This is a genomic window from Actinomyces ihuae (assembly GCF_001457875.1).
Lineage (GTDB): Bacteria > Actinomycetota > Actinomycetes > Actinomycetales > Actinomycetaceae > Pauljensenia > Pauljensenia radingae_A.
The window spans coordinates 857,087-874,869 of sequence record NZ_CZPX01000005.1 but is presented as its reverse complement, the minus strand read 5'-3'; the positions used below and the strand labels follow the sequence as shown (position 1 = coordinate 874,869).

The window sequence follows — 17,783 nt, the reverse complement described above, 5'->3', positions numbered from 1 at the left end:
TGTGCTTGATGAGTGCCTGTTTGGTCGCGGCGATTGGCATATCGGCCGCCAAACATTGGCGCGCTCAGGCTGTGATCGTGGCCTGGAGATTCGACGAATCATTGAAGGCAGTTCGCGCACAGAAGCCAGTGCCTCCCTCGTCAAATGTCGTGCCGGCCGGGCAGGACAGCAGCTCCCAGTTGTCGATGTTGGTGGCCGAGGTGGCAGCCCGGCTGCGTGCCGGTATGCCGACTGCCGAGGCGTGGATGCGTGCGTGGGACAGAGTTGGCTCTGCGCACCTGGGTTCATGGGAGGGGATTGCCGAGGACGGTGTTCCCCGATCCGTGGCGAGGCTGGCGCGCGCTCCCTCGTGGCGCGATGTGCGGCGTGATGTGCTGGGTTTGGTGCGGCAGCGAGACGCGTTGTCGTGGCGCCACCTAGTGTCCTCGTGTGGGCGGCTGCGGCGACGCAGCACAGTGAGCGAACGGGTCAGTCGGCGCTCAGCTCATACCTTGAGTGTCGCATGCCGCCTGACGCAGGAACTGGGAACGCCGCTTGCTGAGGTACTGGATATTGTGGCTGACAGTATCGATGAAGCTGCAGCCGCCGAAGATGCGCGCGCCATCGCACGGTCTGGCCCCTTGACCTCGGCACGTATTCTCACCGCATTGCCTGTGGCGGGTATTGCGCTGGGCCAGCTGATTGGAGCGAACCCTCTTGAGCGCTTCTGTGACGGTGGGATCGGCACCATCAGCGCCATCATCGGAACGGTGTGCCTGATCGCTGGTCGGCTCGTCTCCACTCGCATGATCACCCGAACCATTGACATAAGCGAGGGCGTCGATCCGGCCACTATGTGCGATCTGACGATCGCGGGAATGAATGCGGGTGTCTCAGTGCCCTCCATTGTGCGCACGCTGGGCCGCGTCAGTAATGACGCGGAACTGGAACGGATTGGTAGCGAACTGGTCCTGGGGGCACGGTGGGGTGATGCGTGGAATCCCTATCCAGCCAACGCCGCGCTGCTGGCTGATGTCCTCGAGCCGGCATGGAGCGATGGCACGTCGCCGGTGCCATTGCTCACGCGTGCTGCGCGCCAGGTCAGGGCACGGCGCATCGCACATGCAAAAAGTGAGGCTGAACGCCTGGCGGTGCGCCTTGTCATCCCGCTGGGGGCGCTACTGCTGCCGTCCTTCATCGCCCTAGGCGTCGTGCCAATCCTGCTGCATATTGGCACGAACACTTTTGGCGGGCTGTGGTAGCTGACGGGTCGGCACCTGGCAGCCCCTGGTTATCCACACCGCGCATCTACAGATGCGTTCAATCCACAGCTGCCCTTCCAGGTGCTTCTTGCTCCACAATTTGCGCACAGTCGATGGAGATCGCAGTGCGTGTCACGGAAGGTGGTCACACCGTCAAACGGCGGACAGTCACTATTGATCGAAAGGACAAACATGGCAATCACCCAACGCATCGAAGATGCAGCGACGAAGGCAGCGTGTGACACGTGGTGTCAATACGACGCAATGATCCAACGTGCTCACCATGTCGAGGATCATGATGCCGATCCGGAAGAAGGATCCACAACCGTGGAATACGCGATCGGGGCGGTCGCAGCAGCCGGCTTCGCCGGACTTCTGCTCGTCGTTCTCAAGTCAGGCGCAGTGAAATCCCTGCTTCAGGGCATTATCCAGCAGGCGCTTTCACTGTGAACAGGCATGCGACACGTGGTCCCGTAAGTGCCAGGGAGTGCTTACGGGACCACCCCGCTGGTGGCAGCGAAACGGGCGGGCATAGCGAGGACGGCATGGTGACAGTCGAACATGCGCTCTCACTTTTCGCCGTGATGATCGTGGTGGCGTTCGTTCTTGGCGTCGTCAGCATTGCTCACACGCGCATTGAACTGTGTTCGGCGGTTCGTCAGGGTGCACATGAAGCAGCCATAGGTGGCCAGGATCCAGCTCTCAGTGTTTCCCAGGCGTACGGCAGGCCCGTTACTGTCACAACGAACAAATCAGGGCGATGGATGACGGTCACCGGGCACGCCAGTGTGGCTGTGCCGGCAGGATGGGTCGGTGCTACAGCATCGTGCACGATCACCACCATTTCTGAGCTGGTGCCCTGATGGTATACGGCGACAGGGGGAACGAGGAAGGATCAGGCACCATCTCCGCGCTGGCGGTCATCGCATGCACCGTGATGATGTGTGTGGTGATTGCTGGTGCAGGGAGTGTGTACGGGCATCAGACCCGTCTTCAGGCAGTGGCTGACGTTGCAGCCCTGGCCGGTGGGCATCGGTCGGCGGTTGCACAGTGGACCGGAGGTGGGATGAATGCCTGCACGGTGGCCAGTGAGGTCGTCGAGCGCAATGGGGCTCACGCCGGCTGCGAGGTGCGCGGAGATGACACCTATGTGACGGTGAGCCAGAGAGTGCTTGTTGCGGGGATCAGTGTGGATATTCGCGCGAGGGCACGCGCAGGGCCGGTCAGGCGTGACACGCTGAAACAGTGAGCGAGACGACTAACACGAGGAAGTCCCTTAATCCGGGAAGATTCACGGTGAAAAACGTTTAACCCGAGGCGGCAGAGCGTCGCTCAATCCTGGTTTTGCCTGATGAATCACGACAAAGGCACGCTGTGACCCTTCAATCGTTAACGATCACGTAAACGGTCGGCGTCGCGCAGCGGTCGTGCTGATACGAGGACGAAAAATTACGTTTTTATATCGTTTTTGGCAGATTTAACACTTTATTTGTCGTTTTGCACGAACCAAGCTACACTGTCAAGCACGTTGTCGTACAAATGTGACACTGGAGTCGTTAGCGCTAACGGTCTAGGTCTTATTTGTCGCAGGCGTTATGTACCACGCACGAAGGGGTGAGACGTGACACATTTGCTCGACTTGAAAGGTATGTCGAAGACCTTTCCGGGCGTCAAAGCACTATCGAATGTCAATTTGGATCTTCGAGCAGGAGAAGTGCTGGGGCTTTGCGGTGAAAACGGTGCCGGAAAGTCGACGCTGATGAAGGTCCTGACCGGTATTTATCAGCCTGATCCAGGCGGCGAGATTTGGATCAAGGGCGAAAAGGTCCACGTGACGGGCATCAACCACGCACGTGACCTTGGCCTGGCCATCATTCACCAGGAACTCAACATCGTTCCCGACCTGACGGTTGCCCAGAATCTGTACCTGGGGCGCCCAGGCTCCACTAGAGCCGGGATCGTCAATGACAAGAAACTGAACAAGGATGCTCAGGAGCTTTTCGATCATCTGAAGATGGATATCAACCCCAAGGCTTACTGTCGCGACCTGTCAGTGGCGCGCCTCCAGATGGTGGAAATCGCCCGAGCGCTGTCGTATAACGCAGACATTCTCATTATGGATGAGCCGACTGCGGCGTTGACGATCGAAGAAACGGACGCACTGTTTGACCTGATCCACGACTTCGTCACGCCGTCAACCGGTCTGATATACATCTCGCACCGTATGCCTGAAATCAAGCAGATTACGGACCGCGTGGTCGTTCTGCGCGACGGTGAATACGTCGGCACGGTGAACACGGCTGAAGTGGAGATGCAGGAAATCATCTCCATGATGGTGGGACGCAAACTGAAGTCTGACGTCCGTCCCGTCACGAAGCCGCAGACAGACGAAACTGTTCTGGAAGTCAAGAACCTGTCCACGAAGAATCTCATCAAGAACGTGAGCTTCGACGTGAAGAAGGGTGAGATTTTCGGATTCGCCGGTCTGATGGGTGCAGGTCGCACCGAAGTGGCGCGATGCGTCTTCGGTGCTGATCCGCGCACCGAAGGTGACATTTACGTGCACGGCAAGAAGGTCAGGATTACGAACGCCAAAGACGGGGTGACGAACGGTATCGGCTACCTGTCCGAAGACCGTAAACGCTTCGGAATCCTGCTGGATGCTGACGTGAAAGCCAACGTCACGCTGGCCGACATGAAGGACTATGCGAAAGCGGGCTTTGTCGACGATCGCAAGATCCGCAGGACCGCACTCGACTATGTGGACAAATTGCGGATTCGCACCCCTTCAATCAATCAGACCCTGTTGAACCTGTCTGGTGGTAACCAGCAGAAAGTTGTTATTGCCAAGTGGTTGGTTCGAGACAGTGATGTCTTGATCTTCGATGAGCCAACACGCGGTATCGACGTGGGCGCAAAAGAAGAGATCTATCAACTGCTGGAAAACCTCGCGGCGCAAGGCAAGGCAATCGTTGTGATTTCATCGGAACTGCCCGAAGTACTGCGCCTGTCGAACCGCATCGCAGTGATGGCACAGGGCCGCATTATCGGCATCCTCGATAACGAGGAAGCCACCCAAGAAAAGATCATGGAACTGGCCACCGTTGGCCAAGAGCAAGCAATGGGAGTGGACGCGTGAGCACCGAGGTTGAAACGAAAGACCAAGCGTCAGAAAAGTCCAACAGCAAAGTCGTGACTTTCCTGAAGTCATCAATTCAGCAGCTTTTCGCATTCGCTGCACTGATCCTGATTTACATTTACTTCCTGTTCGCAGCCCCGAACTTCGCATCCATTGGCGTGTTCATGAACGTCCTGATGGCAGCTTCTGCAATCGGCGTCATGGCGCTGGGTGCAACGTTCATCATCGCCACCGGCGGCATCGACCTGTCAGTGGGCACCGGCATGACGCTGACAGCAGTGTCGGCAGGTCTGCTGATGGGCTCACCCGAATCCGGATACCTCGGGCTGCCCGTCGGTATCGGCTTGCTGCTCGTCCTGGTGGTCGGCGCAGTGATCGGACTGGTCAACGGGTTTAACGTGGCGTTCCTGGGTATTCCTCCCTTCATCGCCACACTGGCCATGATGATGGCAGCCAACGGTCTGTCACTGATTCTGTCGGGTAAGAGCTCGATCAAGATCCCCTCGCCGTTCTACTACAACCTGTCGAACGGCAAACTGATCGGCTCCCTGCCCAACGCAGCGTTGATCTTCATTATCTTGACTGTCATCGCATCGATCCTGCTGACGCGCACGGTCCTGGGCCGCTACGCGCTGTCGATGGGATCGAACATCGAAGCCACACGCCTGTCAGGCGTGAACGTGCGCTTCTGGACCTTGATGGTGTACATCGCAGCCGGTATCTTCACGGCCATCGGCGGCATTCTGTACTCAGCACGATTCGGATTCGCACAACCTGCTGAAGGTCTCGGACTCGAGTTGCAGGCAATCGCAGCGGTCGTCATCGGCGGTACCTCACTTGCCGGTGGTCGCGCCACAATCATCGGTACGTTCATTGGTGCGCTGCTGATGAACACTCTGACGACAGGTCTGCAGATGATGGGTGTTGCAAAGGAATGGCAGCTCGTGGTGACCGGCCTGGTCATCCTGCTGGCAGTCTTTATCGATAACGTCCGCCGAGCCCGTGCTCAGGCAGTGTAAGCATTACTTGAATCGGACAACCGTCCAACCACCACAACGGCGAAGAAAGACCTTCGCCCGAAAGAAAGGAACAGCAATGCGCCCAATTGGACGTATCGTGAGCCTCATTGCCGCTGGGGCAATGGCATTGGGAATGACCGCTTGCTCATCAGGCGGCGGCGACACAAACGCCGCTTCCGGCGACGCCGGTGCAACACAGAGCGGTGAAAGCGCCGGCGGTGCTGCCAGCGGTGAAACCATCTACCTCGTCTCGAAAGGCTTCCAGCACCGCTTCTGGCAGGCAGTGAAGGAAGGCGCAATGCAGGCAGGTGAAGAATTCGGCTACAAGGTTGAATTCATCGGACCCGCCAACGAGCAAGCCATCACTGAGCAGCTCCAGCAGCTCCAGACCGCACTGGACACCAAGCCTGCTGCAATCGGATTTGCAGCACTGGATTCAGAAGCTGCCGCCCCGATCCTCGAGCAGATCAAGGCCGCCAACATTCCGGTGGTCGCATTCGACTCCGGCGTTGAGTCCGACATTCCGGTGACAACCGTTCAGACGGACAACAAGGCCGCTGCCGCTGAAGCCGCCAAGCACCTGGCGGAACTCGTGGGCCACAAGGGCAAGGTTGCTCTGGTCTGCCACGATGACACCTCCCAGACCGGTAAGGACCGCTGCGCCGGATACCAGGAATACATGGCTGAGAATGAACCTGACATCGAACTGCTCGATCCCCAGATCGGCGGCGAGGTCGGTGTGGCAGCTGACGTTGCCAAGAGCATTCTGACTGCCAACCCGGATGTTGTAGGTATTGGCGCAACGAACGAAGCATCAGCCATCGGCACGATGCAGGGTGTGACCGAATCCGGCAACGCCGGCAAGGTTCAGATGGTTGGTATCGACTCCGGTAAGGCACAGCTCGAATCCGTTCGCAGCGGCGTGCAGGCCGGCGCTGTGACTCAGGCTCCAGTCAAGATGGGATACGAAACTGTCAAGGCTGCAATTGCAGCCATCAAGGGTGAAGAACTGCCCAAGATCATTGACTCCGGTTTCGCCTGGTATGACAAGACCAATATGGACGATCCTGACATTAAGGCCAACCTCTACGAGTGATTTCACATCCCACCGGATAATAGCCCAGGTGGAGGGGGAGAACCCGTTGATCCCCCTCCACCACCTCCTGACCAACGGGACATAATAGTGACGTGACGCTTCGGCCGAACGTCACCGTCCTTACTGCCACGCAGGGGACCAACTAAGACAAACGAAACCAATGAAGGAATGAGGAAACATGGCTGAACACCCCAAGATCGGCATCCGACCAATTATCGATGGACGTCGCAGGGGAGTGCGTGAAAGCCTCGAAGATCAGACAATGGGCATGGCTCAGCGTCTGGCGAAGCTGTACACGGACGAACTACACTACATCGATGGTGAACCTGTGGAATGCATCATCGCTGACACCACCATTGGTGGCGTTTCCGAAGCCATCGCATGCCAGAAGAAATTCGACACTGAAAACGTTGGTCTGACTGTCTCGGTGACCCCGTGCTGGTGCTACGGCACAGAAACCCTGCAGATGGACACCCGTACCCCGCACGCAATCTGGGGCTTCAACGGCACAGAGCGTCCAGGCGCCGTCTACCTTGCCGCTGCACTGGCAGGACACGCACAACTCGGCTTCCCGGCATTCGGCATCTACGGTAAGCAGGTCCAGGATGCTGACGACGAGACCATCCCCGATGACGTGCGTGGCCGTCTGCTCGACTTTGCGAAGGCAGGTCTGGCTGTGGCACAGATGCGCGGTGAAGCATATCTGTCGATGGGCTCGGTTGCCATGGGCATTGCCGGATCAACGGTCAAGGACGAATTCTTCGGCCCCTACCTTGGCATGCGCAATGAGTACATCGATATGTCCGAGTTCTACCGCCGTATCAACGAGAAGATCTACGACGAAGAAGAGTACGAAAAGGCCCTGAAGTGGATGAAGGAAAACTTCACCATCGGAAAGGACTACAACCCGGAAAAGAACCAGCATCCCGAGCGCCATGAAGATTGGTGGGAAACCTGTGCCAAGATGGTGCTGATCGGCCACGACCTGATGAAAGGCAACCCCAAGCTGGCAGAAAAGGGATGGGCCGAAGAAGCCGGCGGCCATGGTGCAATCGCAGCCGGATTCCAGGGACAGCGTCAGTGGACAGACGGCATGCCCAACGGCGACGTCATGGAAACTGTCCTCAACACCAACTTTGACTGGAACGGCGCACGTCAGCCAGTCGGAGTTGTCGCAACCGAAAATGACTCCCTGAACGGTGCATCCATGCTGTTCGGATATCTGCTGACCAACACCCCGCAGATCTTCTCCGACGTGCGCACCTACTGGAGCCCGGAATCGGTCAAGCGAGTCACCGGCTATGAGCTGGAAGGACACGCAAAGGACGGCTTCCTGGATCTGCGCAACTCCGGCTCGACCACACTGGATGGTGCCGGCAAGGCCACCCGTGACGGCAAGCCTGTCATCAAGCCGTGGTGGGAAGTAACCGAAGAGGACCAGAAGGCAGCCCTTGAGGCAACAACCTTCCACCCCTCAGGGTACGAATACTTCCCCGGTGGTGGGTGGTCAACCCACTTCCGCACCAGCGGCGAAATGCCCGTGACGATGTGCCGTATCAACCTTGTCTACGGACAGGGCCCGGTTCTGCAGATCGCTGAAGGCTGGACCATTGATCTGCCCGACGAAGTCGCCACAACCATTGAGCAGCGCACCGACCCGGCATGGCCGACCACCTGGTTCGCACCGCGTCTGACCGGCGAGGGGGCCTTTGCCTCCGTCTACGACGTGATGAATAACTGGGGCGCCAACCACGGTGCAATCTCATACGGACATATTGGCGCTCAGCTCATCACGCTGGCCTCCATGCTCCGTATCCCGGTTAACATGCATAACGTGCCGGAAGATGATATCTTCCGTCCGCGCGCATGGACACTGTTCGGAACAGCCGACGTTGAAGGCGCGGACTACCGTGCCTGCAAGAACTTCGGACCGCTGTACCGCTGAGTCATCCGGCTCTCGCCGCTGACATCAGGATGCCCGATGGGTGGGGCGTCAAGGCGCCCCACCCATCACTGCACCCACTGGGCGAATGCACTGTCACCCTCGGACAATTACCACTGACATCACACTGAAAATACTGAGAAAAGAAGGACGTTTCATGACCACTGCGCTTGCTGTCGATTTAGGGTCGTCGTCAGGCCGCGTTGTTGCAGGACGCTTGGAAGGCGACCATATTGAGATCCACGAGGTGCATCGGTTCTCACATGAAGCGATCCGACGTGACGGCTCACTGGTGTGGGACCTGGAGCGTTTGTGGGATCAAACCGTTGAAGGTCTGCAGAAAGCCGTCCAGGAATATCCCGACGCACAATCCGTATCTGTGGATACCTGGGGCGTCGACTTCGTCGCGCTGGACAGCGACGATCATCCTGTTGGCCCACCACGCGCCTACCGCGATGAGCGCACGGCACGCACATTGGAACAATTCCGTCAACGCATTGATGATGAAGAATTCTTTCATCTGACGGGAATCGCTCCAGCCACCATCAACACCGCAAACCAGCTCGTTGCACTGACCCGCGAAGAACCGGAACTGGCTGAGCACATCGACACGGTTCTGCTTCTGCCTGATTACTTCGCGTGGAAACTGTCCGGCGTCAAAGGCTGGTCTCGTTCTATCTGCTCCAGCTCAGGACTGTGCGAACCTGGTTCGCCACGCTGGTCAGACACGGTCTTTTCACGCCTTGGTCTTCCCCGTTCATGGGTTGGTGATCTCAACGATGACCTCACCACAGTCGGCCCGTGCACGGTCGAAGGGCTTGAATCGCTCACGGTGGTGCGCGGCGGCGCACACGATACGGCATGTGCAGTCCACGGCCTGCCTGTCGAAGAAGGCGTCAAAGCGTACTTCCTGTCCTGCGGATCATGGTCCGTGCTCGGCGGCATGCTGGACCGCCCGCTGCTCACTGACGCAGCATTCAAACTGGGCCTGACCAATGAATCACGCAGTGACGGAGGAGTTCGTCCGCTGTTCAACATCACCGGCATGTGGATCCTGCAGGAACTCCAGCGTCAGTGGGAGCGCGAAGGGATGCCGACCGACACCGACGAATTGGTGGCCGCTGCGCGCACATGCGCCCCGTCCGCACATCTGTTTGACCCGGATGACTCCCGTTTTGCCGAACCCGGTGAAATGGTTGAAAAGATCGACACCGTGATTCGGGAAGCCGGCGGTGAGCCTCCCTCGACGAAGCCCGAGTACGTACGACTGGTCATTGAATCCTTTGCCCAGCGTTATGCGCGCGGCATTGACGAGCTGGCGCAGATCGCTGGAAGCAGGCCCGACCAACTCAACCTGGTAGGAGGTGGCGCGCGCAACCACCTTCTGTGTGATCTGACCGCGCAGGCCGCTCAGCTGCGTGTCGTGGCCGGCCCGATCGAAGCGTCGATCCTGGGCTCCCTCATCGCGCAACTGGAAATAATGGGGAACATCGCTTCAGGCGACAGGCCCCACATCATTGCAACGACAGCGAAGACCCGTGTCCACGAACCCTCTGCGCGTTAAGAACGGACCACCTGCGAAGAACAAGCGAATCTCGCTCGCAGACGTGGCGCGCCATGCCGGCGTGTCAGCCAACACGGTCTCGCGCGTGGTACGAGGCGACCCTGAAGTCGCAGATTCCACACGAGCGAAAATCACCGCGCTGCTCCACGAGATGGGGTACCGGCCGAACTATGCGGCCAGGGCTCTTGCCGGCAAGCGCACAGGGGTCATCCATGTGCTGATGGCGGCGCCGATGTTCCACGGGCACGGCCAGACGTTGCTGCATGTGCTCAACGCTGCCAGCGATGCCGGTCTGAGCGTGTCGATTTCGAGTGTCTACATGTCCAACGGGCACGTCACCAGTGACGCGATCCCATTTCGAGTCGACGGAATCGTCATTCTGGGCGGTCAGGACCCCGTCATCGAAATGGCGATGAAGCTGGCTCGCACAACGCCGACGACGCTGCTGCTGTCATCGGAAACGAATATCGATGGCGTATCGACCGTCTCTGTCGATAACGTGCTGGGCTCACGAGTCGCCACCGACCACTTGTTGCGTGGAGGAGTCACTGACATCGTTCACCTGATGGGGCCGGCAGGCTGGAACGACGCACATCAGCGGCGCAAGGGATTCGAAGAAGCGTGTGCGCAGTCCGACGCCTCTTTAAATGTCGAGATCATCGAATGTGGCTCGTGGAATGCTGTGGACGGATTCGATGCCACCTACAGCATGGGGCGCATCCCGCAGGGGATCGTCGCATCCAACGACCAGATTGCGCTGGGGGCCATGCGCGCCGTTCGCGAGCTCGGCGGAGAGCTCCCCCACGACACCCGCGTGGTCGGTTTTGACGATGAGGCGGGCGCGCAGTGCTTCTCGCCGCCGCTCACAACTATTCGACAGCCCTTTGACCGGGTGGGCCGCACGGCGATTCGTCAGATCGTCGACCTCATTGCCGGACGCCCACCGCAGGACTTCATCATTCCCCCCGAACTGGTCATTCGGACCAGCTCCCAAATTGTCACTCACTACGAATGAAAGGACACCACTGATGCTGTACGGACCTATGACTCACCCCGCGTTCCTACGCGCACTTGCCGCAGCCGGACACGGCTCGAAGATCTTGCTGGCCGATGGTAACTACCCGCACACCACCGGCGTGAACGAGCGCTGCGAACTGATCTCCCTCAACCTTGCGCCCGGCTTGCTGGGCGTCAACGAGATCCTCGAAGTTCTCAAGCGCACGATCCCGATTGAAAAAGCGGAGATCATGGTGCCTGAGGATGATCAGGACACGATTGACATTCCGGCTCACGCCGACTACAAGGCAGCTTTGCCGGATGTGGAATTCGGTGAGATTCCGCGCTTCAAGTTCTACGACGCGGCTCGAAGTGAGGATGTCGGCATTATTGTGGCGACGGGCGATCAGCGCCTGTACGCGAACTTGCTGCTGACAATCGGCGTGCGCCAGCCTGGTGAGTAGCCGCTCCGTAACCCTCCGTTCACCGGATTTTCGTTTGAGTGACGATTGATCTGAGGTGAGTATCTGGGACTTTCGTCGCCCTCGTGAAGATTTTTCTTCAACGAGGGCGACTTAGTTTTCTGCCTTCCGTTGATTTCCAGTTGTTATCTGACGGCTGGAAGGGCGTGATTCAGCGGAAAAATGGCGGAGAAAAGTTCACATATCGAGTGTTGCATACTTTCGATTGATTTACTAAAATTCATCATAGGCAAATCGAAACGTAAGGATGCGATGAGATGACGAGAGCGCAACACGAGCGTAACAGCTTCATTCTCGACCAGCTGGCGGCTGAGGGTGAAGTCTCTGTGAGCACTCTTGCCGTTGAGCTCGATGTCTCTCCAGTTACCGTCCGATCCACCCTCAAACAGCTCGAAGAAGACGGCTACCTGGTCAGGACGCACGGCGGTGCGCGTCCGACCGCGTTCCGCAATATTCGACTGCGCCAGATGGATCGCGTCGACGCAAAAGAGCGCATCGTGCGTGCAGCGGCAGCGATGGTCAGGGACAACGACCGCATCATGATTGAAGCGGGCACGACCTGTGCGATGATCGTTCGGCACCTGGCCGGAAAACGCGGCGTGCAGATTGTCACCAACTCGGTGCTTGTTTTCGCCAACGCTCGCTCGAATCCACAGCTCAACATCACGCTGACGGGTGGCCAGTTCCGCGCTGAATCAGAATCGCTGACCGGACCGCTGGCGGAACGCTCAATTAACTCGTTCAATGCACGCATCGCGTTCCTGGGGACGGACGGATTCACAGTCGAGCGTGGTCTGACAACTCAGCTGGTTGAAGGCGGAGAAGTCGCCACCTTGATGAGGGCGCGTGCAGAAGAGACGTGGCTGCTGGCAGATTCGTCGAAATACGGAAAGAGCGGATTTGTCAGTTTCATGGGACTTGATGACGTCACGGGGATCATTACCGATGATGACCTCACGGCGGACTCGATGAAGGAATTGGAAGAACACACCCGCGTTCGCGCGGTGTAAGGGAGGAACACATGGCCACCATCGTGGTGATGCCCCAACTGGGTAACTCAGTGGAGTCCTGCTTGATCAACGAGTGGGAGGTCTCCGTTGGCGACACGGTCGCCGTTGACCAGGTGCTGTGCTCAATTGAGACGGACAAAGCAACAATGGACGTGCCCAGTACCGATGCCGGCACAGTCCTCAAACTTCTGTGGGAAGTCGGTGACGAAGTCCCCGTCAAGGATCCCTTGCTGATCCTGGGCGAGCCTGGCGAAGAGATCAGCGAGGAAGTTCTCGCGCAGGCCGGTGTTTCCGGTGACTCCAACGAAGCCGCCAGTGCTCCCGAACAGGAAGCACCCGCTGAAGAAGAAAAGCCTGAGGCGCCCTCGTTCCAGACGGCAGCATCCGGCGGAGCGATTTCGCCTCGCGCCCGCGCACTGGCCGACAGTGAAGGACTGGACCCGTCGGCAGTGTCCGAAGGATCCGGCCCCCACGGACGCGTGCTCGAACGCGATGTAAAGGCCTATCTTGCCGAGAACCCTGCCACCAACGCAGCTCGTGCCCAGGGCGCAACCGGAACTGGAACCGGACTGGGTGGACGCGTCACGACCGCCGACCTGGCTTCCCCTGCAGCCGACGAGGCAGCCGCAGCGCCGCTGATCAGTGCCAACGCCGACTTCCCTGGCCCCTCCGAAGCGGCACCGTTGAAGGGCATCCGCAAGGTTGTCGCCACGCGCATGATGGAGTCCCTGGCCGAAACCGCTCAGCTGTCCTACACGGTCAGCGCGAAGGCCGACAAGCTCATGGCCATGCGCAAGCGTTTCAAGCAGGCCGACGAATCACTGGGCGTCAATGCCATTACGATCGGTGACCTGGTCGGATACGCAGTCGTCAAGACGATCGCGAAGTACCCGACATTCAACGCGCATCTGGCTGACGGCACCTACACGAAGTTCCAGAACATTCACCTCGGGGTGGCCGTCGATACTCCGCGCGGCCTGCTGGTCCCGGTGATCCGCGGAGCCAACGCCATGAACCTGAAGGAATTCTCCGCTGCCTCCAAGCAGGTGGCTGGTGATTCGATTGACGGCACTATCAGCCCCGACCTGCTCAACGGCGGCACCTTCACCGTGACGAATCTGGGATCGTTCGGCGTGGAGACCTTCACACCGATCATCAACCGTCCGCAGGTCGCGATCCTGGGCGTGGCAGCTGTGACGCCGCGGGCCGCCCTCGACAATGACGGAAATGTTGTGGTGGAAAAGAGGATCGGCTTCTCGCTGACCGCTGACCACCAGGTGATTGATGGTGCTGACGCAGCGCGATTCCTGCGCGACCTGGTCAACGCCATCGAAAACATCGACCTGACAGTATTGGGATGAGCGCCATGACAGAGACAAAATTCGACGTCATCGTACTGGGCGGAGGCCCGGGCGGATATCTTGCAGCCGAACGCCTCGGCAACGGCGGCAAGAAAGTCCTGCTGATCGAGGAGAAAGATCTCGGCGGCACATGCCTGACGGTGGGATGTATCCCCACCAAGACCCTGCTGAACTCCGCGAAGCACTACGTGCACGCGAGTGAGGCCGGCGCCTACGGCGTGGGGATCGAGGGTGCCTCCTATGACTGGGAAGCGATGCAAAAGTGGAAGGGCCAGGTCGTCAAAGGTCTGGTCGGAGGCGTGGGAGCCAGCGTCAAGAAAGCCGGCTGCACCGTCGTGTACGGGCGTGGCTACTTCGAAGGCCCCGGCAAGGTACGCGTGGATGACACGCACTACACCGCTGAACACGTCATCATCGCGACCGGTTCAGTTCCTGCGATGCCGCCCATCCCGGGCAGCGCCGACAACGAAAAGGTCGTGGATTCCACCGGACTGTTATCTATCTCCGACGTGCCGAAACGACTGGCCGTCATCGGTGGCGGTGTCATCGGCGTGGAGTTCGCCTCGTTGTTCTCCAGCCTGGGCAGTGAAGTGACCGTCGTCGAAATGATGGACGAGATCCTGCCCTTTATGGATGACGACATGGCAGCTCAGCTGCGCAAGGCGATGCCCGCCATCACCTTCAACCTCGGCTGCAAGGTGGAGGCGGTCGAAGGATCGAACGTCGTCTTCTCCAAGGATGGCCAGAAGCACACGGTGGAGGCCGACCTGGTTCTCATGGCGGTGGGTCGTCGCCCAGCCACGCGCGGCTGGGGAGCTGAAGAATCCGGACTTGACATCGGGCGCCGAGGCATAACGGTTGATGACCGCCTGCGCACGAACCTTCCCAACGTGTGGGCCATCGGTGATGTGACGGGTCGTTCCCTGCTGGCGCACGCTGCATACCGCATGGGCGAGGTCGTGGCGGCGAACATCCTGGATGACCAGGCCTACAAGCGTGGACAGGTGATGCGCTGGAACACGATCCCATGGGCTGTGTATTGCCTGCCGGAAGCAGCCGGTGTGGGACTGACCGAATCGAAGGCCAAGGCTGAGGGACGCGCCATTAAGGTCGGGTCCGTGCCTGGCCAGATGTCCGGCCGGTTCATCGCTGAGAACGGCTTCAAAGCACCCGGCAGCGCCAAAGTGATTGTGGATGCTGAGACGAACCACGTCCTCGGCATTCACGTGTTGGGCACATACGCATCCGAGATGATCTGGGGCGCATGCGCCGTCCTCGAAACCGAACTGACACTGGACGACCTGCGTCAGCTTGTCGTCCCGCACCCGACAGTATCTGAACTCATCCGCGAAGCTGCCTGGGCTGTCAAAGCCTGAGCGCACCGACGTAACTGATTAGAAGTAGGCGAAAGAAAGAACATGACGAAGTCACTGACAGTTGACCCGGCGAAGGTCCGCGCGTCCGGAAAGATCACCATTCCAGATATTCCGATCAACCAATACACGTTCGACCTTGACACCGAGGTCGGCCGATACGGCAAAGATGGCATGGTGCAGATGCTCCACGACATGATCGCGGTGCGCACATTTGAATCCATGCTTGATTCCATCAAGAAGACCGGCGGATGGCAGGGCGTGGAATACAACCACCGTGGCCCCGCCCACCTGGGAATCGGTCAGGAAGCCGCATACGTCGGCCAGTCCTTTGTGCTGACCCCCGACGATTTCATCTTCGGCTCTCACCGCTCACACGGTGAGATCCTGTCCAAGTCCTTCTCAGCTGCACGCCAGTACGAGGACGCTGATCTGGAAGCAGTTATGAAGGGCTTCCTCGACGGTGAAACGCTGGGACTGGCCGAAGAAATCGGGTACGAGAACCTGCGTGAGCTGTCCGAAAACTTCATCCTGTTCGGCACGCTGGCGGAGATCTTCGCCCGTAAGGCAGGCTTCAACCGCGGCATGGGCGGCTCGATGCACGCCTTCTTCCAGCCTTTCGGTTCCATGCCGAACAACGCCATTGTTGGCGGCTCGGCACCTATTGCCACGGGCGCAGCGCTCTACAAGCGCATTAACCGCAAGCCCGGCATCGTGGTGGCCAACGTCGGTGACGCAGCCCTGGGCTGTGGCCCGGTATGGGAAGCCATCCAGCTGGCATCGATGGATCAGTACCGCACGCTGTGGCGCGAAGAAGACGGCGGCAACCCGCCGATCATGTACAACTTCTTCAACAACTTCTACGGAATGGGCGGCCAGACCTCCGGCGAAACAATGGGATACGACGTTTTGGCCCGCGTTGGCGCAGGTGTCAACCCCGAAGCCATGCACGCCGAACGCGTCGACGGCATTAACCCGCTGGCCGTTGCAGATGCCGTCACGCGCAAGAAGAAGATCCTGGAAGAAGGTCGCGGACCTGTCCTCATGGACACTCTGACCTACCGCTTCTCAGGCCACTCCCCGTCCGACGCCTCCAGCTATCGCGACAAGGCTGAAGTGGATCTGTGGGAGGAAGTCGACTGCATCAAGACATACTCTGAGCTGCTCATCTCCAACGGCCTGGTCTCCCAGGGCGACATCGATGACTTCTCCGCGAAGTTCACCGAGAAGCTCACCAAGGTGCTGGTGCTGGCATCCGACGATGAGAAGTGTCCGCGTGTGGGACCCGAGTACGTCGAAAACGCCATGTTCTCCAACACGCCCACCGAGGCAATGGAGGAGGGCGAATCTGAAATCACCCTCGAGGACAACCCGCGTATCAAGGCTTTGTCCAAGAAGATCCGCTCTTCGCGCGACGAGAACGGCAAGCCCGTCTCGAAGATGAAGATGTTCCAGTTCCGTGACGCCCTGTTCGAAGCCATGATTCATCGCTTCTCCGTCGACCCGACGATGGCGGCATGGGGCGAAGAGAACCGCGACTGGGGTGGTGCATTCGCCGTCTACCGTGGCCTGACCGAAGCCCTGCCGTACCGTCGCCTGTTCAACTCGCCGATTTCCGAAGCGGCGATTGTCGGTGCCGGTGTTGGGTACGCGATCTGTGGTGGCCGCGCTGTTGCAGAACTCATGTACTGCGACTTCCTGGGCCGCTCCGGTGACGAAGTGTTCAACCAGATGGCCAAATGGCAGGCAATGGCCGCGGGCCTGATCAAGATGCCACTGGTGCTGCGCGTGTCTGTCGGCAACAAGTACGGTGCGCAGCACTCACAGGACTGGACAGCTCTGACCGCTCACATTCCTGGCCTGAAGGTATACTTCCCGGCCACGCCAACCGACGCAAAGGGCATGTTGAATCTGGCGCTGCACGGCACGGATCCCGTGGTCTTCTTCGAATCCCAGCAGCTGTACGACAAGGGCGAAGACTTCGAAGAGGGGGGCGTGCCCGAGGGCTACTACGAAACACCTGAAGGTGAGCCCGCCATCCGTCGCGAAGGCAAGGACATCACCATTGCAACCCTGGGCGCGACGCTCTACCGTGCGCTTGAAGCAGCCGACATTCTGGAAGAAAAGTACGGCATGTCCGCTGAGGTCATCGACCTGCGCTTCGTCTGCCCGCTGAACTACGACAAGCTGATCGAATCAGTGAAGAAGACAGGCCGCCTGCTGCTGAGCTCGGACGCGTGTGAACGCGGCTCGGTGCTGCAGGACGTCGCACAGAACGTGCAGTCACTGGCCTTCGACGCACTTGACGCACCGGTGACCATCGTGGGATCGCGCAACACCGTGATCCCGGCTGCTGAGCTGGAAAAGACCTTCTTCCCGCAGCCTGAATGGATGATCGATGCCATTCACGAGCGCATTGTTCCACTGCCGGGACACACCCCCACCACCAACCAGACTGAGGGTGAACTGGCACGTCGCAACCGCCTCGGAATCTGAGACATGCGGTGAGGCGGCAAAAAGGCTGCTGCCGCCTCACCGCCGTATCCCACCCGCAGCCACA

General features: G+C 59.1%; 15 protein-coding genes. All 15 read left to right on the top strand.

Translation table 11 applies throughout. The features are described from left to right. The first annotated feature begins 77 nt into the window (after positions 1-77). The 15 genes from BN3002_RS08500 to BN3002_RS08430 all read left to right on the top strand — a co-directional run bounded on the left by BN3002_RS08500 (position 78) and on the right by BN3002_RS08430 (position 17,719). Positions 78-1,241, top strand: coding sequence for a type II secretion system F family protein (locus BN3002_RS08500; protein WP_257525586.1), 1,164 nt, complete (start codon positions 78-80; stop codon positions 1,239-1,241). Between the two features lie 264 nt (positions 1,242-1,505). Then, positions 1,506-1,691, top strand: coding sequence for a DUF4244 domain-containing protein (locus BN3002_RS08495; RefSeq protein ID WP_058237916.1), 186 nt, complete (start codon positions 1,506-1,508; stop codon positions 1,689-1,691). A 98-nt stretch (positions 1,692-1,789) separates the two neighbouring features. After that, positions 1,790-2,104 (top strand): pilus assembly protein TadE, encoded by a 315-nt coding sequence (locus tag BN3002_RS08490; RefSeq protein ID WP_257525585.1) that lies wholly within the window; start codon positions 1,790-1,792, stop codon positions 2,102-2,104. Then, positions 2,104-2,490 carry an Rv3654c family TadE-like protein gene (locus BN3002_RS08485; RefSeq protein WP_058237471.1) on the top strand — a complete coding sequence of 129 codons (387 nt, stop codon included), beginning with the start codon at positions 2,104-2,106 and terminating at the stop codon, positions 2,488-2,490. The genes BN3002_RS08490 and BN3002_RS08485 overlap by 1 nt, the downstream gene beginning before the upstream one ends. Positions 2,491-2,862: 372 nt before the next feature. Continuing rightward, on the top strand, positions 2,863-4,380 hold the full coding sequence (locus tag BN3002_RS08480) for a sugar ABC transporter ATP-binding protein (RefSeq protein WP_058237470.1): 1,518 nt from the start codon (positions 2,863-2,865) through the stop codon (positions 4,378-4,380). Next, positions 4,377-5,399, top strand: coding sequence for an ABC transporter permease (locus BN3002_RS08475; RefSeq protein WP_058237469.1), 1,023 nt, complete (start codon positions 4,377-4,379; stop codon positions 5,397-5,399). Before BN3002_RS08480 ends, BN3002_RS08475 begins: the two co-directional genes overlap by 4 nt. A 76-nt stretch (positions 5,400-5,475) precedes the next feature. Continuing rightward, complete coding sequence (locus BN3002_RS08470) at positions 5,476-6,495, top strand: ABC transporter substrate-binding protein (protein ID WP_058237468.1); 1,020 nt, start codon at positions 5,476-5,478, stop codon at positions 6,493-6,495. A gap of 178 nt (positions 6,496-6,673) precedes the next feature. Next, the gene (locus tag BN3002_RS08465; protein WP_058237467.1) at positions 6,674-8,440 is read left to right on the top strand and encodes an L-fucose isomerase; all 1,767 of its coding nucleotides are present in this window, start codon (positions 6,674-6,676) and stop codon (positions 8,438-8,440) included. 154 nt (positions 8,441-8,594) lie between these two features. Beyond that, the gene (locus tag BN3002_RS08460; protein WP_058237466.1) at positions 8,595-10,001 is read left to right on the top strand and encodes a rhamnulokinase; all 1,407 of its coding nucleotides are present in this window, start codon (positions 8,595-8,597) and stop codon (positions 9,999-10,001) included. After that, positions 9,976-11,016, top strand: coding sequence for a LacI family DNA-binding transcriptional regulator (locus BN3002_RS08455; RefSeq protein WP_257525584.1), 1,041 nt, complete (start codon positions 9,976-9,978; stop codon positions 11,014-11,016). Before BN3002_RS08460 ends, BN3002_RS08455 begins: the two co-directional genes overlap by 26 nt. A 13-nt stretch (positions 11,017-11,029) precedes the next feature. Then, a complete protein-coding gene (locus BN3002_RS08450) occupies positions 11,030-11,461 on the top strand; it encodes an RbsD/FucU family protein (RefSeq protein WP_058237465.1) in 432 nt (143 codons plus the stop codon). Between the two features lie 275 nt (positions 11,462-11,736). After that, on the top strand, positions 11,737-12,489 hold the full coding sequence (locus BN3002_RS08445; protein ID WP_058237464.1) for a DeoR/GlpR family DNA-binding transcription regulator: 753 nt from the start codon (positions 11,737-11,739) through the stop codon (positions 12,487-12,489). An 11-nt stretch (positions 12,490-12,500) separates the two neighbouring features. Next, positions 12,501-13,850, top strand: coding sequence for a dihydrolipoamide acetyltransferase family protein (locus BN3002_RS08440; protein WP_058237463.1), 1,350 nt, complete (start codon positions 12,501-12,503; stop codon positions 13,848-13,850). 5 nt (positions 13,851-13,855) lie between these two features. Next, complete coding sequence (gene lpdA / locus BN3002_RS08435) at positions 13,856-15,226, top strand: dihydrolipoyl dehydrogenase (RefSeq protein WP_058237462.1); 1,371 nt, start codon at positions 13,856-13,858, stop codon at positions 15,224-15,226. Between the two features lie 42 nt (positions 15,227-15,268). After that, positions 15,269-17,719, top strand: a complete 2,451-nt coding sequence (locus BN3002_RS08430) for an alpha-ketoacid dehydrogenase subunit alpha/beta (RefSeq protein WP_058237461.1) — start codon at positions 15,269-15,271, stop codon at positions 17,717-17,719. Positions 17,720-17,783 lie beyond the last annotated feature (64 nt).